Annotated in this window: 20 protein-coding genes; 7 read left to right on the top strand and 13 right to left on the bottom strand. The window is 71.9% G+C overall.

What is annotated here, in order from left to right:
- The 5 genes from OERS_RS04850 to OERS_RS04830 all read right to left on the bottom strand — a co-directional run bounded on the left by OERS_RS04850 (position 1) and on the right by OERS_RS04830 (position 4926).
- Positions 1 to 447, bottom strand: coding sequence for a hypothetical protein (locus tag OERS_RS04850; RefSeq protein WP_068624868.1), 447 nt, complete (start codon positions 445 to 447; stop codon positions 1 to 3).
- The gene (locus tag OERS_RS04845) at positions 444 to 1916 is read right to left on the bottom strand and encodes an APC family permease (RefSeq protein WP_056650110.1); all 1473 of its coding nucleotides are present in this window, start codon (positions 1914 to 1916) and stop codon (positions 444 to 446) included. The genes OERS_RS04850 and OERS_RS04845 overlap by 4 nt, the downstream gene beginning before the upstream one ends.
- Before the next feature lie 151 nt (positions 1917 to 2067).
- Positions 2068 to 3585 (bottom strand): MFS transporter, encoded by a 1518-nt coding sequence (locus tag OERS_RS04840; RefSeq protein WP_068624866.1) that lies wholly within the window; start codon positions 3583 to 3585, stop codon positions 2068 to 2070.
- Between the two features lie 110 nt (positions 3586 to 3695).
- Positions 3696 to 4445, bottom strand: a complete 750-nt coding sequence (locus tag OERS_RS04835) for a PIG-L deacetylase family protein (protein ID WP_068624863.1) — start codon at positions 4443 to 4445, stop codon at positions 3696 to 3698.
- A gap of 37 nt (positions 4446 to 4482) precedes the next feature.
- Positions 4483 to 4926, bottom strand: coding sequence for a RidA family protein (locus OERS_RS04830; protein ID WP_068624861.1), 444 nt, complete (start codon positions 4924 to 4926; stop codon positions 4483 to 4485).
- A gap of 135 nt (positions 4927 to 5061) precedes the next feature.
- Here OERS_RS04830 and OERS_RS04825 point away from each other — a divergent pair, with 135 nt between their 5' ends.
- Positions 5062 to 6054 carry an alpha/beta fold hydrolase gene (locus tag OERS_RS04825; protein ID WP_068624909.1) on the top strand — a complete coding sequence of 331 codons (993 nt, stop codon included), beginning with the start codon at positions 5062 to 5064 and terminating at the stop codon, positions 6052 to 6054.
- Between the two features lie 60 nt (positions 6055 to 6114).
- Here the strand turns inward: OERS_RS04825 and pflA are convergent, their stop codons facing one another.
- Positions 6115 to 7125 (bottom strand): pyruvate formate-lyase-activating protein, encoded by a 1011-nt coding sequence (pflA, locus tag OERS_RS04820; protein WP_082618414.1) that lies wholly within the window; start codon positions 7123 to 7125, stop codon positions 6115 to 6117.
- 20 nt (positions 7126 to 7145) lie between these two features.
- Entirely contained in the window at positions 7146 to 9428 is a 2283-nt protein-coding gene (pflB, locus tag OERS_RS04815) for a formate C-acetyltransferase (RefSeq protein ID WP_068624858.1), read from the bottom strand.
- Between the two features lie 545 nt (positions 9429 to 9973).
- Between pflB and OERS_RS04810 the strand changes: the two genes are divergently transcribed.
- On the top strand, positions 9974 to 11107 hold the full coding sequence (locus tag OERS_RS04810; RefSeq protein ID WP_068624856.1) for a carboxylate-amine ligase: 1134 nt from the start codon (positions 9974 to 9976) through the stop codon (positions 11105 to 11107).
- 114 nt (positions 11108 to 11221) lie between these two features.
- On the opposite strand, the gene dxs is transcribed toward OERS_RS04810, so the two are convergent.
- Entirely contained in the window at positions 11222 to 13129 is a 1908-nt protein-coding gene (gene dxs / locus OERS_RS04805; RefSeq protein ID WP_056763569.1) for a 1-deoxy-D-xylulose-5-phosphate synthase, read from the bottom strand.
- Positions 13130 to 13281: 152 nt separating this feature from the next.
- On the opposite strand from dxs, the gene guaB1 reads away from it, so the two are divergent.
- From guaB1 to OERS_RS04780, 5 genes are all read left to right on the top strand, one after another.
- Positions 13282 to 14730 (top strand): GMP reductase, encoded by a 1449-nt coding sequence (guaB1, locus tag OERS_RS04800; RefSeq protein ID WP_068624853.1) that lies wholly within the window; start codon positions 13282 to 13284, stop codon positions 14728 to 14730.
- Positions 14727 to 15464, top strand: coding sequence for an NUDIX hydrolase (locus OERS_RS04795; protein ID WP_248948349.1), 738 nt, complete (start codon positions 14727 to 14729; stop codon positions 15462 to 15464). Before guaB1 ends, OERS_RS04795 begins: the two co-directional genes overlap by 4 nt.
- Positions 15464 to 16372 carry an aminoglycoside phosphotransferase family protein gene (locus OERS_RS04790; RefSeq protein ID WP_068624851.1) on the top strand — a complete coding sequence of 303 codons (909 nt, stop codon included), beginning with the start codon at positions 15464 to 15466 and terminating at the stop codon, positions 16370 to 16372. The genes OERS_RS04795 and OERS_RS04790 overlap by 1 nt, the downstream gene beginning before the upstream one ends.
- Positions 16373 to 16435: 63 nt before the next feature.
- Positions 16436 to 17134 (top strand): DUF4241 domain-containing protein, encoded by a 699-nt coding sequence (locus OERS_RS04785; protein WP_068624849.1) that lies wholly within the window; start codon positions 16436 to 16438, stop codon positions 17132 to 17134.
- Between the two features lie 49 nt (positions 17135 to 17183).
- Positions 17184 to 17630: a DUF1801 domain-containing protein gene (locus tag OERS_RS04780; protein WP_068624846.1), complete on the top strand. Its 447-nt coding sequence runs from the start codon at positions 17184 to 17186 to the stop codon at positions 17628 to 17630.
- Between the two features lie 136 nt (positions 17631 to 17766).
- On the opposite strand, the gene acnA is transcribed toward OERS_RS04780, so the two are convergent.
- The 5 genes from acnA to OERS_RS04755 all read right to left on the bottom strand — a co-directional run bounded on the left by acnA (position 17767) and on the right by OERS_RS04755 (position 26992).
- The gene (gene acnA, locus OERS_RS04775) at positions 17767 to 20535 is read right to left on the bottom strand and encodes an aconitate hydratase AcnA (protein ID WP_068624844.1); all 2769 of its coding nucleotides are present in this window, start codon (positions 20533 to 20535) and stop codon (positions 17767 to 17769) included.
- 213 nt (positions 20536 to 20748) lie between these two features.
- Complete coding sequence (locus tag OERS_RS04770) at positions 20749 to 23202, bottom strand: HAD-IC family P-type ATPase (RefSeq protein WP_248948347.1); 2454 nt, start codon at positions 23200 to 23202, stop codon at positions 20749 to 20751.
- 66 nt (positions 23203 to 23268) lie between these two features.
- Entirely contained in the window at positions 23269 to 24285 is a 1017-nt protein-coding gene (locus OERS_RS04765) for a magnesium and cobalt transport protein CorA (RefSeq protein WP_056650144.1), read from the bottom strand.
- 132 nt (positions 24286 to 24417) lie between these two features.
- Complete coding sequence (locus OERS_RS04760; protein WP_068624842.1) at positions 24418 to 25551, bottom strand: glycosyltransferase; 1134 nt, start codon at positions 25549 to 25551, stop codon at positions 24418 to 24420.
- A 163-nt stretch (positions 25552 to 25714) separates the two neighbouring features.
- Positions 25715 to 26992, bottom strand: coding sequence for a class I SAM-dependent RNA methyltransferase (locus OERS_RS04755; RefSeq protein ID WP_068624839.1), 1278 nt, complete (start codon positions 26990 to 26992; stop codon positions 25715 to 25717).

The raw sequence follows: 26992 nt of genomic DNA, 5'->3' as shown, positions 1-26992 counted from the left end.
TCAGGTCCCCGTCACCGCGTCGGTCTTGAGGTCGTCGACGAACGCCTGGAACTCGTCGAGCTCCTCGGGGCAGTAGATCTCGATGATGAGCAGCTGCCCCTGGACCACACGACTGTCGGCGATGACGGGCCTGGCCCCGGGACCGGTGGCCCCGTTGGCCAGCTGCGCGAGCAGCGTCGCCCGGCTGAGCGCCTCGTTCGGGTTCGCGCAGGTCGCGCCGCCGTCCTCGCCGAGGACGCGCACGATCTGGTCCTTGTCGGGGGTGCGTGCGCCGGCGTCCTCGAGCGCGGCGATCAGCTCGTCGGCCTTGTCCTGCGCACGTGCCGTCTCCCGGACGACGCTGAAGGCGAGCACCGCCCACACGCCCATGGCGACGAGGATCACGCACGCGCCGACGTAGATCCATCGGCGTTCGTGTCGCGGCTGGTTCTCCGCCGGTGTGCTCACGAGGCCACCTCCGTCGACTCGGCCTGCTTCCAGGACGGCTTGCGGAACCGGTAGAACAGGAACGGCACGAACAGGCCCAGGCCCAGGGCCCCGCCGCCCACGATGAGGAAGTAGACCAGCGGGCTGCCGGAGGAGAACTGCGACGGCGGGATGAACCCCACCAGCAGGGCCGCCAGGGAGGCCGCGAAGCCGACGCCGCACATGCTGACGAGCATCGGGGCCCGGAACCCTCGCGGGTGGTCGGGCTGCTTGCGACGCAGCTTGATCGCGGCCACGAACATCAGCAGGTACATGATCAGGTACACCTGCGTCGTGATGACCGAGAAGATCCAGTAGGCGCTCGAGACGTCGGGGATCAACGCGTAGGCGAGGCCGATCACGGTGGTCACGATCCCCTGGACCACCAGGATGTTCTGCTGGACGCCGTTCTTGTTGAGCCGCTGCAGGAACGGTGGGAGGTACCCCTCTTGTCGGGAGATGAGCAGCAGGCCCTTGGAGGGACCGGCCAGCCAGGTGAGCATGCCACCGAGCGACGCCGTGACCAGCATGATCCCGACGATCGGGGTCAGCCACTGCCACCCGAAGTTCGCGAACACCGCGTCGAAGGCCTGCATCACGCCGGCCGTGAGCGAGAGCTCCTCGGCCGGCACGATCCAGCTGATCGCCAGCGCGGGAAGGATGAAGATCGCGAGCACCATGCCCATCGCGAGGAACATCGACTTCGGGAACTGCTTCCCGGGGTTCTTCAGCGACGACACGTGGACCGCGTTCATCTCCATCCCGGAGTAGGACAGGAAGTTGTTGACGATGAGGACGAGGCTCGAGAGCCCGGCCCAGGCCGGCAGCAGGTTGTCGGCGGTCATGGGCGCCGCGGACTCGTTCCCCTGACCGAGGAAGACGACACCGAGCGTCACCAGGACGACCCCCGGGATCAGGGTCCCGATGATGAGCCCGCCGCTCGCGAGACCGGCGACCCCCTTGGTGCCGCGCGAGGAGACCCAGACGCCGGACCAGTACACGACGATGATCACCGCGGCCGTCCACACCCCGCTGCTCGCGAGAGCGGGGTTGATGACGTAGGCGAGCGTGCTCGCGACGAACCCGAGCAGGCTCGGGTAGTAGAAGATCGTCATCGCGAACTGGCACCACACCGCGAGGAAGCCCATCGGCTTGGAGATGCCCTCGGAGACCCACTTGTAGATACCACCGGTCCAGCCCGAGGCGAGCTCGGCGGAGACCAGCGAGGTCGGCAGCAGGAAGACGACCGCGGGCAGCAGATAGAGGAACACGCAGGCCAGGCCGTAGACGGCCATCGTCGGCGCCGCGCGGAGGCTGGCGACCGAGCTGGTCGTCATCATCGCCAGCGCGACCCACGAGATCCACTGGGTGTTCGTCGCGCGGGCGCGGGCGGCCGGGACCGCCGCCGCACCGTCGACGGGTACGTCCGCGGGGACGTCCGCGGCGCTCATCGCGCTTCCTGAAGGGGGGTGTGCGTGGTCATGACTGCCTCCGTCGACTCCGTCGGTCAGGCCTTTGTTCGAGTGTGCAGCCCGGGGAACCCTTCACACGTCATTCACATCGCGTGAACCGCAGTCGCCGACGAGGAGCCGGCACGACCGTTCAGCCCCGGTCCGACCCGGTTTGTCCCGCGGTCGCCGAGGTGGGCAACGTGAAGGAGACCGCTGCGGCCGCCGCGGCGGCGTCGTCGAGCGTCCCCTTCGCCGCGCGGTGGCGGCCCATCACGACCGCCATGAGCACGCCGAGGAGGCTGAAGATCGCCATCATCCACGCGGCGGCAGCCAACCCCGAGGCCAGCGCGTCACCCTGCACGGCCCCGGCCGCGGTCCGGGACGCGATCACGTTGCCGTAGATGGTGGCTGCCAGCGCCGTCGCGACCGCTGCGCCGACGTACCGGGCCATGTTGGAGATCCCGGACGCTCCTCCCACCTGGTTCTCGGGCACCGCTGCCGTGGCCGCTGCCGACGCAGGGCCGTTGGACAGGCCCATGCCGACCGCGATCGCGACCAACGGCAGCAGGAATGCGGGGTAGAGCCACGACGCGTCGACGAAGCCCACGAGCACGAAGCCGGCCGTGGTCAGGGCGAACCCGAGCCCGATCGTCTGCCGTCCGCCGATCTTCGCCGCGAGCCGCGGCACGAGCGGGGCGATCACCACGAGCCCCACGGTCGCCGGGAGCGTCGCGAGCCCCGCCTGGAGCGGGCTGAAGCCCAAGGTGGCGGGGTCCTGGAAGTACAGGCTCAGGAGGTACATCAGGCCGTTGATCGTGCCCGCCCCGATGAGGATCGCGATGGTCGAACCCACGAGCACGCGGTTGCGCAGCAGCGCGAGGTCAACGAGCGGGACGGCCACCCGCCCCTCGACGACGACGAACGCGACGGCCGCCCCGACAGAGATCGCGAAGCACCCCAGCGTGGCCACCGAGAACCAGCCCCAGTCGCCGCTCTTGGTCACACCCAGGATGAGCGGGGTCAGCGTCAGCGCGATGAGCACGGTGCCCGCGTAGTCGATCGTCCTCGGCCGGTCCGGATCCCTCGACTCGGCGACCGTCAGCGCCGTGAGGACCATGCAGAGCACCGCGATCCCGGCGTCGATCCAGAACAGCCCCTGCCATCCGGTCACGTCGACGAGCACGCCGCCGACCAGCGGACCGGCCGCCGCGCCCACGGCAGCCGCCGCGCCCCACAAGGAGACGGCCCGGAGCTGGGCGTCTCCCGAGTTCGCGACCGAGAGGAGGCTGAGCCCGCAGGCCAGGATGGTCGCCCCCGCCGCCCCCTGGATCACGCGCCCGGCGATGACCATGCCCCCGGAACCGGCGAGCGCGATCATGACGCAGGACGCGACGAACAGCAGCAGCCCCAGCTGGAAGACCCTCCGACGGCCGAACACGTCGCCCAACGAGCCCGACGTGACGATGACCGCCGCACCCACCAGCGAGTATCCGGTCACGGCCCACTGCAGCGTGGTCACGGACGTCCCGGTGTCCTCGGAGATCGCCGGGAGCAGGATGCTGACGGCCGACGTGTTCGCGTTCACCACCAGGGTCGAGATGCACGTGGCCGCGAGCACCCCGCCCGTCCTGGCACCGACCTGCCCACCAACCTTCGCAGCGTCGCTCATCGCACTGCCCTTCCCGTGACCGGCTCGGGGCGGGTACCCCTCACACACGGTAGGGCAGATGATCGCGGCGCTCCTGTCGAACGCGCGACCCGGCGGGGCACGGTGCGGCGCTAGTCGTCCCAGCCCATCTTCAGCACCTCGAACGCCGTGGCGTGCTCGACGCCCATGCGGGCCCCGCCCGCCCGGCTCATGGTCGCGAGGAACTCGGCCGGGTCGAAGTGCTCCCACCCGAGTCCGGCGATGTACGCGGCGTGCGCCCGGAGCGAGGCGACGCCCGCGTCGAACGTCCCGGTCACGTCCACGCCGTGGGCCGCGTCGGGGGATCCGGCGACCCAGACCTGCCGCACGCCTCCCCAGGGCTCCAGACCCGCCTCGACCTGGTCGTGGAAGACCCACCGGTTCCCGGCGTCTCGCACGGCGTCGACGACGGCGCGACCGGTCGCGATGTGGTCCGCCTGGTTGAGCATCCCGCCCGGGAAGGTCTCGCGGTAGTTGCCCGTGATCACGACCTCGGGGCGGTGCCGCCGGACCGCCGCCGCGACGGCCGACCGCAGCGGCAGACCGTACTCGAGCACGCCGTCGGGCAGGCCCAGGAACTCGACCTCGTCGACGCCGACGACCGCGGCCGACGCGACCTGCTCGGCCTCGCGCACGCCGCGCGCCTCCTCGGGGGCCAGCCCGTCGATCCCGGCCTCGCCGCTCGTGACCATGGTGTAGACCACGGTCTTGCCCTGCCCGGTCCAGCGCGCGACCGCGGCCGCCGCCCCGAACTCCATGTCGTCGGGATGAGCGACGACCGCGAGCGCCCGCGTCCAGTCCTCGGTCAGCGGGGTCAGGGGCGCCTGCGGTGGGTGGTCCATGCTTCCCACGGTATGCCCGGGCGCCCGGGCCGGCAGGTCAGCGGACCGCCGCGACGGCCTCGACCTCGACGAGCTGGTCGTCGTAGCCGAGCGCAGCGACGCCGAGCAGCGTGCTCGGCGGGTCGTGCGGGGCGAGCGCGTCGCGCACGACCTCCCACGCGGCCACGAGGTCGTCCTGGGAGGTCGAGGCGACGTACACGGTCGTCTTGACGAGGTCCGCGAAGGTCGCGCCCGCGTCCTCGAGCGAGATCCGCAGGTTCGCCATGGTCCGGGCGGCTTGTGCCCGGACGTCACCTGCCCCCACGGTCGCGCCGTCGTCGTCGAGCGGGCACGCGCCTGCGGCGTAGACGAGCCGCACGCCCGACGGCACGACCGCCGCGTAGGCGTACTCGGCGACGTCGGACAGGCGGGGGCTGCGCACGAGTCGCGCGGCGGGGGTCGACGGCTCAGCGCTGGACGGGGCGGCGGGGACAGCAGGCACGGGTTCTCCTCGGGTCGACGGGTGTCCCCCGATCCTCGACCATCTGCCGCCGGGGATCCAGGCATTTCGGTCCGGCGTCCCGGCGTGCGCGATAGCGTGGTCGTCCACCTCGCGCAGCGTCGGAAGGACCTCGCCATGCCCCTCGAACCGAGCACACCCACCTCCACGTCCCGCGAGGCCACCGCGACCCTCCACGACGGCAGCACCCTCACGGTCGAGGTCACCGGCACCGGCCCGGCGGTCCTGCTCCCGGTCAACCCCGTCCCGGCCACGGGGCCCTCGGCGGACGAGCTCCGGACGTGGGGCGTCGACCCTGCGCTCGGCCGGACGCTGATCGACGCCCTGTCCCCCACGTTCCGCGTGGTCGCCGCCGACTACGAGGGCCACCGCATGTCCCACCCGGCGGCGGGCACGCTGACCCCGGAGAACGTCACGGCCGACCTGCTCGCGATCGCCGACGCCGCGGGCGCCGAGACCTTCGCGTACTACGGCTACTCGTGGCTCGCCCTGAGCGGCCTCCAGCTCGCGCTGCGCACGGATCGCCTGACCGCTCTGGCCATGGGCGGCTTCCCGCCGCTCGAGGGCCCGTACGCGGGCATGCTCGCCGTCACGCGCGCGACGCACGGCATGACGTCAGCGTCCCCCGCGGCGATGCCTACCGCGCCCACGGACGGCCCGACGGCGCCGCTCGAGACGAGCGACGCCGTCGGGCAGGAGGAGCGCGCGCAGTCGACGGACGCCTCTCCCGGCGCCGGGGGCGACGCGGCGGCGGACCCCGAGGACTTCGACTGGGAGAGCTTCGACATGACGCTCGGCGAGGAGCAGACGCGCCAGTTCGTGACGCTCTACGAGGCCCTCGACACCTTCGACGACCGAGGCGCGCTGGACCGCGTGACGTGCCCGCGCCTCGTGTTCGCGGGGACGGCCGACGAGATCGAGTACGGCGAGAGGTGGGGCGGGGTGCACGTGAGCATCGGTGGCGCGCTCGCAGCGCACGCCGCCGAGCTGCGCGCTGCGGGCTGGGACGTGGAGCTGCTCGACGGGCTCGACCACACCCGTGCCATGCAGCCGGACGCCGTGCTGCCCGTGCTGGGACCGTGGCTCGCGTCCACCCTCGCCGAGACGTGAGCTGTGGCCCCTGGATCGCTCGATCCAGGGGCCACAGCTCACGTCTCGGGGTCCGAACGGTCAGTAGACCGTGAGGCCCTTCGCACGGAACTGGTCACGCACGCGGTCGACCAGCTCGACGTCGGGAGCGGGGGTGTCGGTGAGCTCGTACTCGCGCCCGAGCGTCTCCCACTTGTCCCGGCCCATCTGGTGGAAGGGCAGGACCTCGACGCGCGTGACCGTGCCGGGCCGGATCTCGTTGAGCGAGGCCGCGTAGTCCGCGACGACGTCGACGTGCTCGGCCTGGTCGGTCAGGCCCGGGACCAGCACGTAGCGGATCCAGACCTCGACCGGGTGCTCGGCCGTGACCCCGCCGGGCAGGCCCGACTCGGCGAGCCGTCGCCCGAACGTCAGGGTGGGCTCGAGCGCACGACCCGTGACCTTCTCGTAGGTCGCGGGGTCGCCCGACTTGACGTCCAGGAGCACCAGGTCGGTGTTCGCGAGCATCTCGTCGCTCAGGTTCGCCCCGAGGAAGCCCGAGGTGTCGAGCGTGGTGTGCACGCCCATCTCCTTGGCGCCCGCCAGGATGCGCGCGGCGAACGCGGGCTGCATGAGCACCTCGCCGCCCGAGAGCGTCAGACCGCCCTTGGTGGCACGGAAGACCGGCAGGTACCGCTTGACGCGCGCCAGCAGCTCGTCGGCCGTGACCGGCTCGCCGTCCTTCATCTGCAGCGTGTCGGGGTTGTGGCAGTACAGGCACCGCAGCGGGCACCCGTTGAGGAAGACCGTCAGGCGCGTGCCCGGCCCGTCCACCGCGGTCACGAGCTCCCACGAGTGGACCGAGCCCAGCTCGCCCGAGCGCATCATCGCGAGCTTGTCGTGCCGGTCGAGGTCCTCGGCCGTCGAGAGGCCGGAGACCCCGGCCCCCGTCCGGCGGCGGGGGGCCTCCGGTGCGTCCAGGTCACTGTCGTGGCCCAGGGCGTCACCGGAGGTCCGCCACGGCAGCGGAGCCGAGGCGACCCCGTCGACCCCGTAGCGGGCGGCGGCACGCGCGGGCACCTGGCCGGCTGCGGGCGTCGAGAGAGTCGTCATGATGTTCCGCCGATCTGCGCTCAGAGAGCGCCGTGGAAGGTCCGCGAGAGGACGTCGAGCTGCTGCTCGCGGGTGAGCCGCACGAAGTTCACGGCGTACCCGGAGACACGGATCGTGAGCTGAGGGTAGTTCTCGGGGTGCTCCATGGCGTCCTCGAGGGTCTCCTTCACCAGCACGTTGACGTTCATGTGGTAGCCGTCGCCACCGACCGACGCGTCGAGCAGACCCGCGAGGTTCGCGACCTGCTCCTCCCGGGTGCGGCCGAGGCCGCTCGGGACGACCGTGTTGGTCAGCGAGATGCCGTCCTGCGCCTCGTTGTACGGCAGCTTCGCGACCGACAGGGCCGAGGCGAGCATGCCGTGCGTGTCGCGGCCGTTCATCGGGTTGGCACCCGGGGAGAACGGCTCGCCCGCACGACGACCGTCGGGCGTGTTGCCCGTGGCCTTGCCGTAGACGACGTTCGACGTGATGGTCAGGACCGACTGCGTGGGCAGCGCGTCGCGGTACATCTTGTGCGAGCGGATCTTCGCCATGAACGACTCGACGAGCTCGACCGCGATCGCGTCGACCCGGTCGTCGTCGTTGCCGTAGGCGGGGTACTCGCCCTCGGTCACGTAGTCCACGACGATGCCGCGCTCGTCGAAGACGGGCGTGACCTTGGCGTACTTGATGGCCGACAGCGAGTCCGCCGCGACCGCGAGGCCGGCGATGCCGCAGGCCATGGTCCGCAGCACCTCCTTGTCGTGGAGGGCCATCTCGAGCCGCTCGTACGCGTACTTGTCGTGCGACCAGTGGATGCAGTTGAGCGCCTCGACGTAGGTCTCGGCCAGCCAGTCCATGGTCTTGTCGAAGCGGGCGCGGACGTCGTCGTAGTCGAGGGGCTGGCCCTCGGGCACGGGCGCCACGACCGGCGAGACCTGCTTGCCCGTGACCTCGTCCTTGCCACCGTTGATGGCGTAGAGGAGGGTCTTGGCCAGGTTCACGCGGGCACCGAAGAACTGCATCTGCTTGCCGACCGCCATGGGCGAGACGCAGCACGCGATCGCGGCGTCGTCACCCCAGGCCGGACGGATCTGCTCGTCCGACTCGTACTGGACGGCCGAGGTGTCGATCGAGACCTTGGCGCAGAAGTCCTTGAACCCCTGGGGCAGGCGCGGGCTCCAGAACACGGTCATGTTGGGCTCGGGAGCCGGGCCCAGGTTGTACAGCGTCTGCAGGAAGCGGAACGAGTTCTTGGTGACGAGCGGGCGACCGTCGTCGCCCATGCCGCCGATGGTCTCGGTGACCCACGTCGGGTCGCCCGAGAACAGGGAGTCGTACTCGGGGGTGCGCAGGAAGCGCACGATCCGCAGCTTGATGACGAAGTCGTCGATGATCTCCTGCGCCTGTTCCTCGGTGATGACCCCGTTCGCCAGGTCGCGCTCGAGGTACACGTCGAGGAAGGTCGAGGTGCGGCCCAGCGACATCGCGGCGCCGTTCTGCTCCTTGACCGCGGCGAGGTAGCCGAAGTAGAGCCACTGCACGGCCTCGCGGGCGTTGGTGGCCGGACCCGAGATGTCGTAGCCGTACGAGGCGGCCATGGCCTTGAGCTCGCCGAGCGCACGGATCTGCTCCGCGTGCTCCTCGCGCTCGCGCACGATCTTCTCGCTGAACGGCTGCGTGTCGAGGTCGAGCTTGTCGAGCTTCTTGGCGGTGACGAGCTGGTCGACGCCGTAGAGCGCGACGCGGCGGTAGTCGCCGATGATGCGGCCGCGGCCGTAGGCGTCGGGCAGGCCCGTGATGATGTGCGAGCTGCGGGCGGCACGGACGTTGGGCGGGTAGACGTCGAAGACACCCTGGTTGTGGGTCTTGCGGTACTCGCTGAAGACCTTCTTGAGCTCCTGGTCGACCGGGTAGCCGTAGGTCTCCAGGGCGCCCTCGACCATGCGCCATCCGCCGTTCGGCATGATCGCGCGCTTGAGCGGGGCGTCGGTCTGGAGGCCGACGATGACCTCGGCGTCCTTGTCGATGTACCCGGGCGCGTGGGCCGTGATGCCCGCGGGCGTGTGGGGGTCGACGTCGTAGATGCCCTTCTCGCGCTCGGCGGGGAACATCTCGGAGAGCTTGGCCCAGATGCCTGTGGTGCGCTCCGTGGGTCCGGCGAGGAAGGAGTCGTCACCCTCGTACGGGGTGTAGTTGCGCTGGATGAAGTCGCGCACGTCGACCGTGTCCTGCCAGGGACCCGCGGTGAAGCCGGCCCAAGCGGGGACGGTCGCGTCGTCCTGGCCGCCAGTGGTGCTGCGAGCCTCGGAAATGCTGGTCATATCACTCTCCTCGACGTCCACGCCGCGCAGCCTGCGCGGCGGGGGTAAAGACCTTGGTCGACGCGGGAAATCCGTGCCGTCCTGCCGTTCTCCTTCGCCCTTTCAGGCTACGACCCCGAGAGGGTCCGGGGGTGGTCAAGACGCTGTCACCTGGCTCACAGGGTGAACCGTCGGATGTTGAGCCACGCTCGGCAGAACCGCGAGATTGCAACCTTTCTGGCTACTGGAACACCTCCGCAGGGCCGAGCATTCCCGCTTGTGACAGTCTTCACATGACCCTTCCTTGGGCGTTCGACGAGTGACTACTCGGGACCAAAGTCCCTTGCGGAATGCGTCCGGGTTGCTTTTTTCTCCCGCCTTGCCAGGAGCATCCACGATACGCAGCGAACAACGGCCCGGCATTTCCGCACCGACCATTCTCGGCGTCGGCGCCCGCAACCTCCCCCGCCCCGGACCGCCGCCCTCTCGCCCGGGGCGCGCGCCGCCGTCGGGCCCCCTGCGTGCGAGCGGCCCCCGCCACGTGTGAGACTTCCTCGATGCGAACCATGGGAGTGGAGGAGGAGTTCCTCCTCGTCGGACCGGACGGCGTCCCGAGCGCCGTCGCGGCCGAGGTCATCGAAGCAGCCGGCACGAGCCGGCCCACCGAGGCCGGGCTCGGGGCGTCGGGCGGCTCGCGCCCGGACCAGGCCGGCGACGCCCCCGGGGGCGACCTCGAGCTCGAGCTCATGGAGGAGCAGCTCGAGACCGGCACGCACCCCTGCGCGGACCTGTCCGAGCTGGCCCAGGAGATCCGCGACGGGCGCATCCGGGCCAACAAGGCGGCCGAGCAGCGCGACGCGCGCATCGTCGCGCTCGGCACCTCACCCGTGCCCGTGTCCCCGACGACCGTCGGGAAGCTCCGCTACCTCGAGGCACGCGCCGCGTTCGGCCTCACGGCCCGCGAGCAGCTCACGGGCGGCTGCCACGTCCACGTCGCGGTCTCCTCGGACACCGAGGGCGTCGCGGTCCTCGACCGGATCGGGCCCTGGCTCGCCCCGCTCCTCGCGCTGAGCGCCAACTCGCCCTACTGGCAGGGCGAGGACAGCGGGTACGCGAGCTTCCGCTCCCAGGTGTGGTCACGGTGGCCGACGGCGGGCCCCGCGCCCTCGTTCGGCACGCCCGAGGCGTACCGCGCCACGGTCGACGCACTGGTCGGCACCGGGACCATCCTCGACACCGCGATGATCTACTTCGACGCCCGGCTCTCGGCGTCCTACCCGACCGTCGAGATCCGCGTCGCGGACGTGTGCCTCGACGCCGACACCGCGACCCTGCTCGCGGCCCTGGCCCGCGGGCTGGTGGAGACCGCCGCTCGCGAGGCCGCGGCGGGCGCGGCCGCGCCCATGCTCCATCCCGAGCTCCTGCGCACGGCGTCGTGGCGTGCAGGCCGGTCGGGGATCTCCGGCGACCTGGTCTCGCCGCTCACCTGGAAGCCCGCGACCGCGCACGACGTCGTGGGGCAGCTCGTCGCGCACGTGCGCGAGGCGCTCGTCGACGCGGGCGACCTCGACGCCGTGACCGAGCTCCTCGGGCGGCTGTGGTCGACGGGCGGGGGCGCCGCACGGCAGCGCGCATGGTTCGCCACGTCGGGTGACCCGCGCACCGTGATCGAGCGTGCCGCGGAGGCGACGCTCGCCTGAGTCCCTGCGCGGCCGGGCTCGGCCCGGCTCCGCCCGGGGTCGAGCCGACCCAGGGCGCAGGACGGGGCACGGACCGCGCGGTCCGTGCCCCGTCCTGCGTCTCGACCCGCTGCGTCAGAGCAGCGCGAGCGCCGTGAGCGCGTCCCGCGTGACGTCCTGCGCCGTCAGGCGGTGCGTCGTCCTCACCTGGTCGATCGTCATGTGGTCCAGGAAGACCGTGGGCAGGCCCAGCGGGACCACGGGGACCGTGATCCCGGCCTCGACCGCGCGCTGGCCCAGGAGCGAGCCCACGCCGCCGTCGGCGATGCCGTCCTCGATCGTGACCACCAGGTCGTGCTCGCCCGCGAGCTTGACGAGCGCCGACGGCAGCGGCAGGACCCAGGTCGGGGACGCGACCGTGACCTCGACGCCGTGGGCCGCGAGCGCCTCGCCCGCGGCCATCGCGGTACCGGTCATGGAACCGACGCCCACGAGCAGGACCTTGCGGGGCGCGCCGGCCGCAGCCTTGGTCTTCTTGGCGGGCACCGCGTCGTGGCGGGCGACCACGTCCACGCCGTCGAGCGTCTCGATCGCGGGGATCGGCGCGACGACCGCGCCCTTGGGGTAGCGCACGACCGAGGGCGCGTCGTCGATGTCGACCGCGTGCCGCAGGGCCTCGCGCAGCGTGGCCTCGTCGCGCGGGGCCGCCAGGTGCAGGCCCGGGACGATGCGCAGCATGGCCATGTCCCACATGCCGTTGTGGCTCGCGCCGTCCTCGCCCGTGATCCCCGCACGGTCGAGCACGAACGTCACGCCCGCCTTGTGCAGCGCCACGTCCATGAGGACCTGGTCGAACGCACGGTTGAGGAACGTCGCGTAGACCGCGACGACCGGGTGCAGGCCCGCGAAGGCCATGCCCGCGGCCGACGTCGCGGCGTGCTGCTCGGCGATGCCCACGTCGAACGTGCGCTCGGGGAACGCCTCGGCGAAGGGTGCGAGGCCCACGGGGTGCAGCATGGCCGCGGTGATCGCGACGACGTCGGTACGGCGTCGGCCGATCTTCACGATCTCGTCGGCGAACACCGAGGTCCAGCCGAAGCGCGAGGGCGCGACGGGCAGCCCGGTCTCCGGGTGGATCTGGCCCACCGCGTGGAAGCGGTCGGCGACGTCCTGCTCGGCCGGGGTGTACCCGCGACCCTTCTCGGTGATGACGTGCACGATCACGGGCGCCCCGTACGAGCGGGCCCGCACGAACGCGTGCTCGAGCGCCTCGATGTCGTGGCCGTCGACGGGGCCGACGTACTTGATGCCCAGGTCCTCGAACATGCCCTGGGGTGCGACGACGTCCTTGAGGCCCTTCTTGAGCCCGTGCAGCCACTCGTACGCGAACCGGCCGGGGGCGCCCGAGCGCGAGAGCGTGCGCTTGCCCCAGTCGAGGAAGTTCTCGTAGCCGCGCGTGGTGCGCAGCGTCGACAGGTGGTGCGCCATGCCGCCGATGGTCGGCGAGTAGGAGCGGCCGTTGTCGTTGACCACGATCACCAGGCGCCGGTCCTGGCTCTCGGCGATGTTGTTGAGCGCCTCCCAGGCCATGCCGCCCGTGAGCGCGCCGTCGCCGATGACCGAGACGACGTGCCGGTCGCGCAGGCCGCGCACGACGTTGGCCTTGGCGATCCCGTCGCCCCAGCTCAGCGCGGTCGACGCGTGCGAGTTCTCGACGATGTCGTGCGGGGACTCGGCACGGCTGGGGTACCCGGACATGCCGTCGCGCTTGCGCAGCGCGGAGAAGTCCTGGCGGCCCGTGAGCAGCTTGTGCACGTAGGCCTGGTGGCCCGTGTCGAACACGAACGAGTCCTTGGGCGAGTCGAAGACGCGGTGCATCGCGAGCGTCAGCTCGACCACGCCGAGGTTCGGCCCGAGGTGCCCGCCCGTGCGGGACACGGCGGAGACGAGGAACTCGCGGATCTCCGCTGCGAGGGTCTCCACCTGCTGGGGGGTCAGCCGCCGGAGGTCCTCCGGTGACGTGATGCTGCTCAACAGGGTCATAACCGCTCCGTTCCGCCTGCCATTCGACTAGCCCGACAACTCTAGGCGCTCCGGGCGGGTGCTCGCGCCCGGAGCGGCCGGATCACGACCTCTCCACGCGCTGGGCACCCGATCCGCGCTCGCTCTCTCGACAGCCTCCGTAGACTGCTGGGGTGCGCTTCCTGCCGGGCCAGCAGCCCACCACCGACCTGACCTACGGCGACGTGTTCCTCGTCCCGTCCCGCTCCGAGATCACCTCGCGCTTCGACGTCGACCTCGCGTCCGACGACGGCACGGGCACCACCATCCCGCTCGTCGTGGCCAACATGACGGCGGTCGCGGGCCGCCGCATGGCCGAGACCGTCGCACGACGCGGCGGGATCGTCGTGATCCCGCAGGACGTGCCCACCGACGTCGTCGCGGACGTGGTCGCCGACGTCAAGGGCAAGGACCCGGTCATCGAGACCCCGGTCGTGGTCTCCCCCACCGACACCGTGCACACCGCGCTGACCCTGATCGGCAAGCGGTCGCACGGCGCGGCCGTGGTCCTCGACGGCGACCGCCCCGTGGGGGTCGTGACCGAGGCGGACTGCCTGGGCGTCGACCGCTTCACGCAGGTCCAGCAGGTCATGTCGGCCCAGCCGCAGACCGTCGACGCGTCGGTCGTGTCGGGTCCGGGCGGTCTGCAGGCCGCGTTCGACGAGCTGCACCGCTCGCGACGCAAGGTCGCCCCGGTCGTGCGCGACGGGCGCCTCGTGGGCGTCCTGACGCGTCGCGGCGCGCTGCGCTCGAGCGTCTACTCCCCCGCCCTGGACGCCCAGGGGCGCCTGCGCATCGCGGCGGCCGTGGGCATCAACGGCGACGTCAAGGCCAAGGCCGCCGAGCTCCTCGCCGCGGGCGTGGACGTGCTCGTGGTCGACACGGCCCACGGTCACCAGGTCAAGATGCTCCAGGCCCTGGAGGCCGTGCGGTCCCTGGACCCGCAGGTCCCGATCGTCGCGGGCAACGTCGTGACGGCCGAGGGCGTGCGCGACCTCGTGGCCGCGGGGGCGGACATCGTCAAGGTCGGCGTCGGGCCGGGCGCCATGTGCACCACGCGCATGATGACGGCCGTGGGCCGTCCCCAGTTCTCTGCCGTCCTCGAGTGCGCGGCCGCGGCCCGCGAGCTGGGCAAGCACGTGTGGGCCGACGGCGGCGTGCGCCACCCGCGCGACGTCGCCCTCGCCCTCGCGGCGGGCGCGTCCCAGGTCATGATCGGCTCGTGGTTCGCCGGGACGCACGAGTCCCCGGGCGACCTGCACGACGACGGCACGGGTCGCCTCTACAAGGAGTCGTTCGGCATGGCCTCGGCCCGAGCGGTCGCGGCCCGTGGCGCGGGCGGGTCCCCGTTCGAGCAGGCGCGCAAGGGCCTGTACGAGGAGGGCATCTCGTCGTCCCGCATGTACCTCGACCCGGTCCGCCCGGGCGTCGAGGACCTGATCGACGAGATCACCGCGGGCCTGCGCAGCTCGTGCACGTACGCGGGAGCGGCCTCGCTCACCGAGTTCGCCGAGCGGGCCGTGGTCGGTATCCAGTCCGCGGCCGGCTACGAGGAGGGGCGCCCGCTGCCCGCGGGCTGGTGACGGTCCCGCCGACCGCAGGCTCGGCGCGCGCCGGGCTCGCGGCCCTCGCCCAGGACGGCTCGCCGTGGCCCCGCCCGTGGCGCTACGCGATCGGGACGCTCGACGAGTCGCGCGTGCGGCAGGCCGCGGTCCTGGTCCTGTTCGGCGTGCTCGACGACGTCCTGGCCGCTCGTGACACGTCCGGGCAGGACCCGACGGACGACGCGCCCGCCTCGCCCGTGCCCGCCGACCTCGACGTGCTGCTGCTCGCCCGCGCCTCGACGCTCAGCCACCACCCGGGCCAGGTCTCGTTCCCCGGGGGACGGCTCGACGACTCGGACACGGACCTGGTCGACGCGGCCCTGCGCGAGGCCGTCGAGGAGACGGGGCTGGACCGCGACGGCGTCGAGGTCCTGGGCGCGCTCTCCCCGCTCCCCCTGCCCGTGAGCAACCACCTCGTGACCCCCGTGATCGGGTGGTGGGCTCGGCCCACACCGGTCGCGGTCGTCGACTCGGCCGAGTCTGCGCACGTCTTCCGGGTGCCCGTCGCGGACCTGACGGACCCCGCGAACCGGCGCACCGCCGTCGTGCGCCGGGGACGCAGCACGCACAAGAGCCCCGCCTTCCTGGTGTCCGCGGACGGGCGCGAGCACCTCGTGTGGGGGTTCACGGGCGCGATCCTCGACGCGCTCCTGGACCGGCTCGGCTGGGCCGAGCCGTGGGACGCGGCGCGCACGGTCGAGGTGCCGGTCTAGTGGCACTGCGGCCCGCCGCGGAGGTCGACGTCACGGCCGACCTCGTGCGCGCCCTGCTCACCGCCCAGCACCCCGACCTGGCCGGCCTGCCCCTGGAGGTCGTCGCGAACGGTTGGGACAACGTGGTGCTGCGCCTGGGCGACGAGCTCGCGGTGCGGGTCCCGCGCCGCGAGCTCGCGGCCGCGCTCGTGCGCCACGAGCAGGAGTGGCTCCCGGTGCTCGCACCGCACCTCCCGGTACCGGTCCCCGCTCCCGTGCGGGTCGGGCTTCCCTCCGACGGGTCTGCGGACCCCTCCTTCCCCTGGTCGTGGAGCATCGTCCCGTGGTTCGACGGGCTGAGCGCCCTCGCGGTCGACCCCGCGCTGCGCCGCGCGTTCGCCCGCGACCTCGCCGCGTTCCTCGTGGCCCTGCACGTCCCCGCGCCGCCCCAGGCGCCCGCGAACCCGTTCCGCGGCGGCCCCCTGGCTGCGCGCGACGAGTCGGTCCGGGGCCGCCTCACGTCGGGCCAGGTGCCCGACGACGGAGCGCTCCTCGACCTGTGGTCCCGCCTCGTCGAGGTCCCCGCGTGGGACGGGCCGGCGCTGTGGCTGCACGGCGACCTGCACCCGGCGAACCTGGTGCTCACCCCCGGTGACCACCGCCTGGGGGCGGTGGTCGACTTCGGGGACATGACCAGCGGGGACCCCGCCACGGACCTCGCGACCGCCTGGATCACGTTCGACGCCGTGGGACGCCACGCGTTCCGCGAGGCCGTCACGGCCCGTCGCGGGACCGACGACGCGACGTGGGCCCGGGCGCGGGGCTGGGCGCTCGTCCTCGGCACCGCGTTCGCGGCCCACTCGGACGACGACCCGGCGTTCGCCGACCTGGGCGCGCACACGCTCGCGCAGGTGCTCGGCGACGACTGAGCCGCTCGAGGAGTCCGCGACCTCGTCGATGCTCTGTGAGTGGCGGCTCCTAAGGTGGGCCGCATGACACGCACCGACTCGTTCTTCGCCCTGTCCTCCGGTCGCCCCCAGGGCACGCCGTACGCCCAGACGGTCCACGACCTGGGGCACCTGGTCCTGCCCAGCGGTCGTCTCGAGGCGAGCGACCCGTTCGTGTCGCTGGGCGAGTCGCTCGTCGTCACCGTCCCCGCGGGCACCTACCCGGTGCGGGTCACGGTGGCCGACGTCTCGGACGCGCAGGACGGCAGCCACCTGCGCGAGGCCTACCTGAGCCTCGTCCTGGCCGACGGCGAGGTCTCGCGCGTCGAGGGCATGGTGCCCGAGGGCGTCTCGGGCGCTGCCGATGCCGACGCGAACGACCGTGAGGACGACGAGCGGCTCCACGGCGTCGGGGTCGACGCGGGCACCGTCGCGTTCGCGGACGCTCGGGCCGTCAAGACCTCGATGCCCGAGGGCGACTGGTACGAGGACCTGTTCGACGACGGCACGGAGTCGAGCTGGTTCGCGCGCATGGACGATCCCGCGCACCTGCGGGCGGGGTGCGCGAACATCGTCCTGCCGCTCACCACGGCCGGTGAGAACCTCGTGCTCGCGCACTCGGGCTGGGGAGACGGGTGGTACCCGGTCCTCGGCTCGTACGCGGCCGACGGCACGCTCCTGGGGGTCCACATCGACCTCCTCGTCGCGGGCGAGCAGGAGCAGGACGACGAGGACGCCGCCTGACCGCGCCCGTCCCGGGCACGCGGCCCCCCGCCGCGCGATACTGGCTCGCATGGCTACCGAAGCGAAGACCCGCCCGCACGACGGCGACGTGGACGCGTTCCTCGCGACCGTGACCCACACGGTCCGCCGCCGCGACGCGGACACGCTCGTCGCGCTCATGCAGCGCGTCACGGGCGAGCCGCCCGTGATGTGGGGTCCGTCGATCATCGGGTTCGGCCACTACCACTACGAGTACGCGAGCGGGCGCCAGGGCGACGCGGGGGCGGCCGGCTTCTCCCCGCGCAAGGCCGCGTCCACGGTCTACCTGCCCGACGGGACGGGGGCCCACGAGGACCTGCTCGCGCGCCTCGGGCCGCACACCACCGGACTCGTGTGCGTGTACCTCAAGGACCTGCAGACCAACGACCTCGACGTCCTGGAGGAGATCGTGCGCCGCTCCTACGCAGCCGTCACGGCGGGCACGTTCACGCAGCGGGCACGCGAGTCCTCGTCCTGACCGGAGAACGACGACGGGGCGCCCCACCCGAAGGTGAGACGCCCCGTCGTCGTGCGTCCTGGGCGGGGTGCGCGGCGCCGTCGGGCAGCCGGGAGATCCCGGGCCCGACGACGCCGCCCACCGCGGCCGACGCTCGTCAGTCGTTGACGAGCGAACGCAGCACGTACTGCAGGATGCCGCCGTTGCGGTAGTAGTCGGCCTCTCCGGGGGTGTCGATGCGGACGACCGCGTCGAACTCGACCGAGGTGCCGTCGGTCTTGGTCGCGGTGACCTTGACCGTCGAGGGCGTCGTGCCCTCGTTGAGCGCCGTGACGCCCGAGATGTCGAACGTCTCGGTGCCGTCCAGACCCAGCGAGCCCGCGGACTCCCCGGCCGGGAACTGCAGCGGCAGGACGCCCATGCCGATCAGGTTCGAGCGGTGGATGCGCTCGAAGCTCTCGGTGATGACGGCCTTGACGCCCAGGAGCGCGGTGCCCTTGGCGGCCCAGTCGCGCGACGACCCGGAGCCGTACTCCTTGCCGCCGAGGATCACGAGCGGCGTGCCGGCCGCGGCGTAGTCCTGCGCGGCGTCGTAGATGGTGTCCTGAGCGTTCTTCACGAAGTTGAACGTGAAGCCGCCCTCGACGTTGTCGAGGAGCTGGTTGCGCAGGCGGATGTTCGCGAACGTGCCGCGGATCATGACCTCGTGGTTCCCGCGGCGCGAGCCGTAGGAGTTGAAGTCGCGACGCTCGACGCCGTGCTCGGCCAGGTACACACCGGCCGGCGAGTCCGCCTTGATGGACCCGGCAGGGCTGATGTGGTCGGTCGTGACCGAGTCGCCCAGCTTCGCCAGCACGCGGGCACCCGAGATGTCGGTGACCGGGGACGGCTGCGCCGACATGCCCTCGAAGTACGGGGGCTTGCGGACGTAGGTGGACTGCTCGTCCCACTCGAACGTGTTGCCCTCGGGGGTCGACAGTGCGCGCCAGCGCTCGTCACCCGTGAAGACGTCCGCGTAGTCCTTGGTGAACATCGCGCGGTCGATCGAGGAGTCGATCGTCGCCTGGACCTCTTCCGGCGTGGGCCAGATGTCGCGCAGGAAGATCGGCGAGCCGTCCTCGTTGCGGCCCAGCGGGTCGTGCTCGAAGTCGAACTCCATGGTGCCCGCGAGGGCGTACGCGATGACCAGCGGCGGGGAGGCCAGGTAGTTCATCTTGACGTCGGGGTTGATGCGACCCTCGAAGTTGCGGTTGCCCGAGAGCACCGAGACGACCGACAGGTCGTGCTCGTTGACGGCCTCGGAGACCTTCTCGTCGAGCGGGCCCGAGTTACCGATGCAGGTCGCGCAGCCGTAGCCCACGAGGTGGAAGCCGAGCTTCTCGAGGTAGGGCCACAGGCCCGCCTTCTCGTAGTAGTTCGTGACGACCTGCGAGCCCGGTGCCATGGAGGTCTTGACCCACGGCTTGGCCTCCAGGCCCTTCTCGACGGCCTTCTTCGCGAGCAGCGCCGCAGCGAGCATCACGGACGGGTTCGACGTGTTGGTGCACGACGTGATCGAGGCGATCGCGACCGCGCCGTGGAACAGGTCGAACTGCTTGCCGTTGGTGTCCGTGACCGGGACTGTCCGGCGGCCGTTGGCGTGGATCGCGGGCGAGTCGGAGGCCGGGAAGGACTCCTTCTCGGCCTCGTCGACCATGTCGACGACCTCGGGGGCGTAGGTCGGCAGGTCGCGGGCGAACGCGGACTTGGCGTTCGACAGCTCGATGCGGTCCTGGGGACGCTTGGGGCCGGCGATCGAGGGGACGACCGTCGAGAGGTCGAGCTCGAGGTACTCGGAGAAGACCGGCTCGACGTAGCTCGGGTCGGTCGGGTCGAGCCAGAGACCCTGCTCCTTGGCGTAGGCCTCGACGAGCGCGAGCTGCTCCTCGGAACGGCCCGTCAGGCGCAGGTAGTCGACCGTGACCGAGTCGATCGGGAAGATCGCGGCGGTCGAGCCGAACTCGGGGCTCATGTTGCCGATCGTGGCGCGGTTGGCCAGCGGCACGGCCGCGACACCGGCGCCGTAGAACTCGACGAACTTGCCGACCACGCCGTGCTGGCGCAGCATCTGCGTGATCGTGAGGACGACGTCGGTCGCGGTGACGCCCGAGGGGATCTGGCCGCTGAGCTTGAAGCCGACGACGCGCGGGATGAGCATCGAGACGGGCTGGCCGAGCATCGCTGCCTCGGCCTCGATGCCGCCCACGCCCCAGCCGAGCACGCCCAGGCCGTTGACCATGGTCGTGTGCGAGTCGGTGCCGACGCACGTGTCGGGGTAGGCCCTCAAGACGTCCCCGCCGGCAGTGCTCACGGTACGCGTCATGATGGTGCGCGCCAGGAACTCGATGTTGACCTGGTGGACGATGCCGGTGCCCGGGGGGACGACCTTGAAGTCGTCGAACGCCGTCTGGCCCCAGCGCAGGAACTGGTAGCGCTCGTGGTTGCGCTGGTACTCGAACTCGACGTTGCGCTCGAACGCGTCGCGGCGACCCGCGACGTCGATCTGCACCGAGTGGTCGATGACCATCTCGGCGGGAGCCAGCGGGTTGATGCGCGACGGGTCGCCACCGAGGTCGGCGACGGCCTCGCGCATGGTCGCGAGGTCCACGACGCAGGGCACGCCCGTGAAGTCCTGCATGATGACGCGACCCGGCGTGAACTGGATCTCGGTGTCGGGCTGCGCGTCCGGGTCCCAGGCGGCGATCGCCCGCACGTGGTCCGCGGTGATGTTCGCGCCGTCCTCGGTGCGCAGGAGGTTCTCGGCGAGGATCTTCAAGCTGTACGGGAGGCGCTCGGCGCCTTCTACCGCGGAGAGGCGGAAGATCTCGTACGAGTTCTCACCGACCTCCAGTGTTCCCTTCGACCCGAACGTGTCGACGCTGCTCACGGTTGCTCCTTCTACCTGGCGAGGGTGGGTGACGACCACCTCGCCTGGGGCACCGCGCGGGCTCTGTGGCCCACGTCGCACGCCCGACGTGGCAGGTCGTCGGATGACGATCAAGATGGTTCTGGGGGCTTTGCCCAGCGTACGCCGGGCCGGGCGACGCACCGAAATGCCGCCGACACACAGCATACCGCATTTATCTTGACGTCAAGATATTCACGCGCGGTGCCACCGCAGGATCCACGGGACGAAGAACCGGTACACGGCCTCGATCGCGACCCAGCCCACGAGCACCGCGACGGTGATGACCACGGCCTCCTGCGCCGTCGGGACCTGGAGCGCGAAGAAGTCGCGGACCCACGGGACCGCCACCGCGAGCGCCGCGCACGCCGCGAGCGCGGCGATCAGGAGGAGCTTCCACCCGTTGAGCGGCCGCGCCTGGATGCCCACGACCCACAGCGAGACCCCGATCAGCACGAGCGTCGAGGCCGACCGGGCGTCGCCCGTGCCCACGAGCGGCCGCAGGTACCCGTACACGAGCAGGATCACGGCCCCGATCACGACCCCCGCGGGGACCGCGAAGCTCAGCACCCGGCGCAGGAAGCCCGCGAGGTAGCGCCGGTTGTTGGGCGGCAGCGCGAGGAAGAACGCCGGGATGCCGATCGTGAGAGAGCCCGCGATGGTCATGTGGCGCGGCAGGAACGGGTACGGCCACACGAGCAGCACCACGGCCACCGCGAGGATCGCCGCGTACGTCGTCTTCGCGAGGAACAGGCTCGCGACCCGCTCCATGTTGGCCATGACCCGGCGCCCCTGGCCCAGGACCCCGGGCAGCGTCGCGAACCGCCCGTCGACCAGCACCACGCGCGCGACCGCCTTGGTCGCCGGGGCGCCGTTGCCCATCGCGATCCCGAGGTCCGCGTCCTTGAGCGCCAGGGCGTCGTTGACCCCGTCGCCCGTCATGCCGACCACGTGACCGCGCGACTGGAGCGCGTGCACGATCGCGCGCTTCTGCTCGGGCGTCACGCGCCCGTAGACGTCGTGCGCGTCGACGACCTCGGCGAGCTCGGCCGGGTCGTCGGGGAGCCGGCGCGCGTCGAAGCCCTCGACCCGCTCGCCCTCGCCGTGCAGCGCGACCTTGGTCGCGATCGCCGCGACCGTGTCGGGGTTGTCGCCTGAGATGACCTTGGCCCGGACACCCTGGCGGCGGAAGTACTCGAGGGTCTGGGCCGCGTCGGGGCGGATGCGTTCGCCCAGCACCGCGAGCAGCGCGGGCACGAGGTCCTCCGGGAGGGGCGCCTCGGTCGGCGGGAGGCCCGTCGGGGCGTGCGCGAGCAGGACCACGCGCGCGCCCGTGTCCGCTGCCTCGCGGACCTCCGCGAGCGCCGTGGTCGCCGGGGCGTCCGCCCGCCCCGCGAGCAGGATCTCGGGGGCACCCAGCACGAACGCGCCCGCGTCGGTGCGCAGCGCGCTCCACTTGCGGGCCGAGGAGAACGGGACCGACTCGCGCACGGCTGCGGCCTCGACGTCCGCGAGCCCCTCGGCGAGAGCCTGCGACGTCGCGTTGCCCTCGGGGTCGGCCGCGACGGCCGCGAGCGCCTCCCGGGCTCCCTCGACCTGCTCGAGCGCGCGCAGCTCGGTCAGGGCCACGTGCCCGTCGGTGATGGTGCCCGTCTTGTCGAGGCACAGCACGTCGACGCGCGCCAGGATCTCGACCGCGGGCAGCTCCTGGACCAGGACCTTCTGGCGCGCGAGCAGCATCGCGGCGATCGCGAAGTTGAGCGAGGTCAGCAGGACGAGCCCCTCGGGGATCATCCCGACGACGCCCGCCACGGCCGCGACGACGCCGTCGCGCCACGTCCCGTCCGCGATCGACTCGCGCACGCCGCCCGTGTAGTAGAGCTGGCTCCAGAACAGCAGGAGCGAGATGGGCACGATCCCGATCGAGACGACCCTGAGGATCTTGTCGACCCCCTCGCGCAGCTCCGAGCGCACGACCGAGAACTTCTTGGCCTCGGCCGTGATGCGCTGGGCGTACCCGGCCTCGCCCACGCGGGCCACGCGGCACACCGCGTGCCCGGCGACCACGGACGAGCCCGAGAGCACCTCGTCGCCGACGGCCTTGTGCACGGGGCGCGACTCGCCCGTGAGCATGGACTCGTCGACCTCGAGCCCCGTGACCTCGAGCACCTGGGCGTCGGCCGGCACCTGGTCGCCGATGCTCACGAGCAGCACGTCGTCGAGCACCACCCCGTCGAGCGCGACCTCCTGCTCGGTCCCGTCGCGCACCACGCGGGCCGAGGGGGCGGTGAGGATCGAGAGCCGGTCGAGGGTCCGCTTGGCGCGGTACTCGGTCACGATCCCGATCCCCGCGTTGATGACCACGACGAACCCGAACACCGCGTCGGGCCACCGGCCCGTGAGGAGCACGAGGGTCACGGCGATCGCGAGGATCAGGTTGAAGAGCGTGAACACGTTGGACCGCAGGATCGCGCTGAGCGAGCGCGAGGTCGCCTGCGAGGTCCGGTTGGTCTGCCCGGCCTCGACACGCGCGGCCACCTCCTGGGCGCTCAGCCCGCGGGGCCCGGCGGTCACGGTGCCCGACGACGCGGCGCCCGGCGGGCGGTCGGGTCCGGTCGCGGGGGCGCCGTCGTCGGCAGAGGTGCTCACCTGTCGATTGTGCCCGTCAGCAGCAGTTCTGCCCTGTCGGAGCGGGGTGCAGTCCGCCTGGGTGGGTCAGAGCCACTTGTGCCGCTTGAAGATCAGGTAGAGCGCGAACCCCATGGCGACCATCGCCGCGACGGCCGCCGGGTAGCCGAGGCCCCAGCCGAGCTCGGGCATGCGCTCGAAGTTCATGCCGTAGATCGTGCCGACGAGCGTGGGCGCGAAGAGGATCGCCGCCCAGGACGAGATCTTCTTGACCTCCTCGCCCTGGGCGAGGCTCGTCTCGGACAGCCGTCGCATCTCCTCGTTCTGGTGCTGGGCCACGAGCGTGGCCTGGACCATGAGGGCGTTCTGCAGGAGGACCCGGAAGGAGTCGGCCTGCTCGGCGAGGCGCAGCGAGTGGTCGAGCACGTCGCGCAGGTTGCGCTGGAGCTCGATGTCGACGCCGTACTTCTCCGAGCCGCGCTCGAGCGACTGAAGGATGCCCACGACGGGATGGGTGGCCCGCTGGAAGGCGATGACCTCGCGCGAGAGCTCGTAGATGCGCCGCGAGACGGCCGGGTCCCCGCTGAAGAGCTGGTCCTCGATCTCGTCGATGTCGTTCTGCAGCCCCGCGACCACGGGGGCGTACTCGTCGACGACCTGGTCGAGCACCGCGTAGAGGATGGCCTCGGGACCGAGCCGCAGGAGCTCGGGCGTGGACTCGAGCCGGCGGCGCACGGCCCCCACGTCCGGCGACTCGGCGTGCCGGACCGTGACGACGAAGTCGGGGCCCACGAAGACGTGCAGCTCGCCGAACTCGACGCGCTCCTCGGCGTCGAGGTAGCGGGCCGGGCGCAGGACCACGAAGAGGTTGTCGTCGTAGCGCTCGAGCTTGGGGCGCTGGTGGGCCGCGATCGCGTCGTCGACCGCGAGGTGGTGCAGCGAGAGCTCTTCGGCGACCGCGCGGATCTCGGCCTCGCTCGGCCGGTACAGACCGACCCACGCGAGCCCGTGCCGCTCGCGCATGGTCTCGAACGTCTCGTCGAGGCTCGACGGGTTGGCCGTGCGCCGCCCGTCGACGTAGACCGCGTTGTCGACGATGCCCATGCTGGTGGCCCTCCTCCGGTCGTCGCGCCCGGGGAGCCGGCCGCGGCGACCATCATGACAGCCCAGGCGGGGCCGCACGGACGGCCCCTCCGGCGGGCGGCGCGCCCTGGGACGCCGGACGGAGCGGCGCGCTCAGTCCTCGTCGGTCGCGGGGGCCGCCTTCTCCCCCGTGAGCGGGACGACGGGCTCCGGCTCGCTCTTGCGGGGCCGGTAGACGACCTGGGCGTGGAAGACGAAGCGCAGGAGGAACGCGACGACCAGGGTCAGTGCCTGGGCGAGGACCGGCGGCATGCCCGTGAGCACCACGAGCCAGTGCAGGAACGGCAGACGTACCGCGGCCTCGATGCCGTTGAACGTGAACGACTGCGCCGCGCGCTTCCACACGTTGCGCCCCTCGTCGCGCAGGTCGTGGAAGACGAAGTGCTCGAGCAGCAGGAAGTTCGTCACGATCGTGACGGCCGCCGAGACCACCGCGGCGGGCATGTAGTGCACCCCGAGCTGCTCGAGGCCCCACATGATCGCCAGGTTCATCACGGCACCGAACGCCCCGACGAGCGCGAACGTGGACATCCGCCCGAACCGCAGCGCGGTGAGCTGCTGGAGGTAGCGCAGACCGTTCGCGAACGTCGCCTTGGACTCCCCCGCGAACCGCTCCCCGAACACGAACGGCTCCTCGACGACCTCGACCTTGTTGCGCGCCAGGATCTCCAGCAGGATCTTGAACCCCCGCGGGCGCAGCGCCGCGACGTCGATCGCGGTCGTGCGGACCGCGAAGAACCCCGTCATGGGATCGGTCACGTTGCGCAGCCGCACCGGGAACATCGAGCGTGCGAGCAGCGAGGAGGCCGACGAGACCAGGTGCCGCCACCGCCCGTCGAGGCCGCCCGCGTCGCCGTTGCCCGTGTACCGCGAGGCGACCACGATGTCGGCCCCCGTGGAGGCCGCGGTCTCGAGCAGGACCGGCACCATCTCCGGCGGGTGCTGCAGGTCGCCGTCCATGACCACGACCCACTCCCCGCGGGCCTCGCCGAGGCCCTCGACGACAGCGCCGCTCAGACCGCCGACCGGCTCGTCGCGGTGGAGCAGCCGGACCGGCAGGCTCGACGACCCGGCCACGCGCGCGACGACCACGGGGGTGTCGTCGGTCGAGTCGTCGACGAACAGCACCTCCGCGTCGATCCCCTCGACTGCGACGGCGAGCCGCCCCACGAGCTCCTCGACGTTCGGTCCCTCGTTGAACGTCGGCACGACCACGGTGACCTGCATGCGCCCTCTTCCGCTCCGCCCATCGCCGGTGGCTCCCGGCACATCAGTCCATCGTCGCCCGGATCCTCTCCGGGCGACAGGTGAACCGCCTGCTGCGAGACCAGCGTCCCGGGCGGACCTGGGCCGTGCCTGTACGTCCCCTGTGCAGCCCGCCCGGGACGGGTCAGCGCGTCAGGACCGCGATCGCCTCGACGTGGTGGGTGTGCGGGAACAGGTCGTAGCCCGTGACGGACTCGACCGTGTAGCCGTGCTTCGCGAAGTAGGCGATGTCGCGTGCGAGCGCGGCGGGGTCGCACGCGACGTACACGACGCGCGGGGCCTGGAGCGCGGCGACCGCGTCGACGACCTTGCGGCCCGCGCCGGTCCGCGGCGGGTCGAGCACCACGACGTCGGCAGTGGGCGCCGCGTGGTCCTTGGCCGCCAGCACCTTCTCGACCGGGCCGTGGTGGAGCTCGACCTGGGGCTTCTCGAACGCGTTGCGACGCGCGTCCTTGACGGCCCGCTCGTCGCCCTCGATCGCGACGACGCGCCCCGTCTCGCCGACGGCGTCGGCGAGCGGGAGCGTGAAGAGCCCAGCCCCCGAGTACAGGTCGACGACGGTCGCCTCCTCGAGCGGACCTGCGGCGGCCAGCACGGCCTCCGCGAGCAGCGCGGGCGCCTCGCGGTGGACCTGCCAGAACCCGTCGGCCGCGACGCGGAAGGTGTGCTCGGTGCCCGCGACCGTGACGGTCTCGGTCACGGCGCGGCGCGCGTGGGGACGGCGGTCGATGTGGCCCGAGTGCCACACGACCCCGTCCACGAGCAGGATCGGGTCGGTGCCGCCGGCAGGGGCGACGAGCTCGAGCCGGGTGCCCGGACGCCAGCGTCGGGTGAAGACCTCCTCGGCCTCGGCGAGCGCCGCGACCTCCGGGGTCGCGAGCGGCATCTCGTCGAGGGGGACGACGTCGTGCGAGCGGAAGACGCGCATGCCGGCACGGCCCTTGTCGTCCGCGACCAGGTCGATCCGCGTGCGGTAGCCGAGGCCACCGCGCTCGTCGTCGCCCGGCGCACCCTCAACCTCTACCTGAAGGTCAAGGCTGGCCAGCCGCTTGAGCTGCTCCTGGAGGACCGCGGCCTTCCAGCGACGCTGGGCCGGCAGGGAGACGTGCGAGAGCTCGCCGCCCCCTGCGCCGCCGGCACCGGCTGCGGGCCAGGCCGCGGGAACGCGGTCCGGCGAGGGCTCGAGGATCTCGATCGCGTCGGCCCGCCAGAACTTCGCGGTGTCGCCCTCCTCGGTGAGACGAGCGAGCACCCGCTCCCCCGGCAGCGCGTGCCGGACGAAGACGACCCGCCCGTCGAGCCTCGCGACGCAGTGGCCACCGTGCGCGACCGGCCCGACCTCGAGCTCGACCAGAGGTTGAGACTCAGGGGCGGTGGGAGTGGAGTTCAGGGTTTCAGACAC

The sequence above is a fragment of the Oerskovia enterophila genome (genome assembly GCF_001692445.1).
GTDB lineage: Bacteria > Actinomycetota > Actinomycetes > Actinomycetales > Cellulomonadaceae > Oerskovia > Oerskovia enterophila.
The sequence above is the reverse complement of the archived record's forward strand: the minus strand, read 5'-3'. Positions and strand labels throughout refer to the sequence as shown.

Bases quoted from the DNA above. Each gene is read 5' to 3' on its own strand.
- OERS_RS04845 (WP_056650110.1), bottom strand. From the start codon at position 1,916: ATGAGCGCCGCGGACGTCCCCGCGGACGTACCCGTCGACGGTGCGGCG.
- OERS_RS04840 (WP_068624866.1), bottom strand. From the start codon at position 3,585: ATGAGCGACGCTGCGAAGGTTGGTGGGCAGGTCGGTGCCAGGACGGGC.
- OERS_RS04835 (WP_068624863.1), bottom strand. From the start codon at position 4,445: ATGGACCACCCACCGCAGGCGCCCCTGACCCCGCTGACCGAGGACTGG.
- OERS_RS04825 (WP_068624909.1), top strand. From the start codon at position 5,062: ATGCCCCTCGAACCGAGCACACCCACCTCCACGTCCCGCGAGGCCACC.
- pflA (WP_082618414.1), bottom strand. From the start codon at position 7,125: ATGACGACTCTCTCGACGCCCGCAGCCGGCCAGGTGCCCGCGCGTGCC.
- pflB (WP_068624858.1), bottom strand. From the start codon at position 9,428: ATGACCAGCATTTCCGAGGCTCGCAGCACCACTGGCGGCCAGGACGAC.
- OERS_RS04810 (WP_068624856.1), top strand. From the start codon at position 9,974: ATGGGAGTGGAGGAGGAGTTCCTCCTCGTCGGACCGGACGGCGTCCCG.
- dxs (WP_056763569.1), bottom strand. From the start codon at position 13,129: ATGACCCTGTTGAGCAGCATCACGTCACCGGAGGACCTCCGGCGGCTG.
- OERS_RS04785 (WP_068624849.1), top strand. From the start codon at position 16,436: ATGACACGCACCGACTCGTTCTTCGCCCTGTCCTCCGGTCGCCCCCAG.
- OERS_RS04780 (WP_068624846.1), top strand. From the start codon at position 17,184: ATGGCTACCGAAGCGAAGACCCGCCCGCACGACGGCGACGTGGACGCG.
- OERS_RS04765 (WP_056650144.1), bottom strand. From the start codon at position 24,285: ATGGGCATCGTCGACAACGCGGTCTACGTCGACGGGCGGCGCACGGCC.
- OERS_RS04760 (WP_068624842.1), bottom strand. From the start codon at position 25,551: ATGCAGGTCACCGTGGTCGTGCCGACGTTCAACGAGGGACCGAACGTC.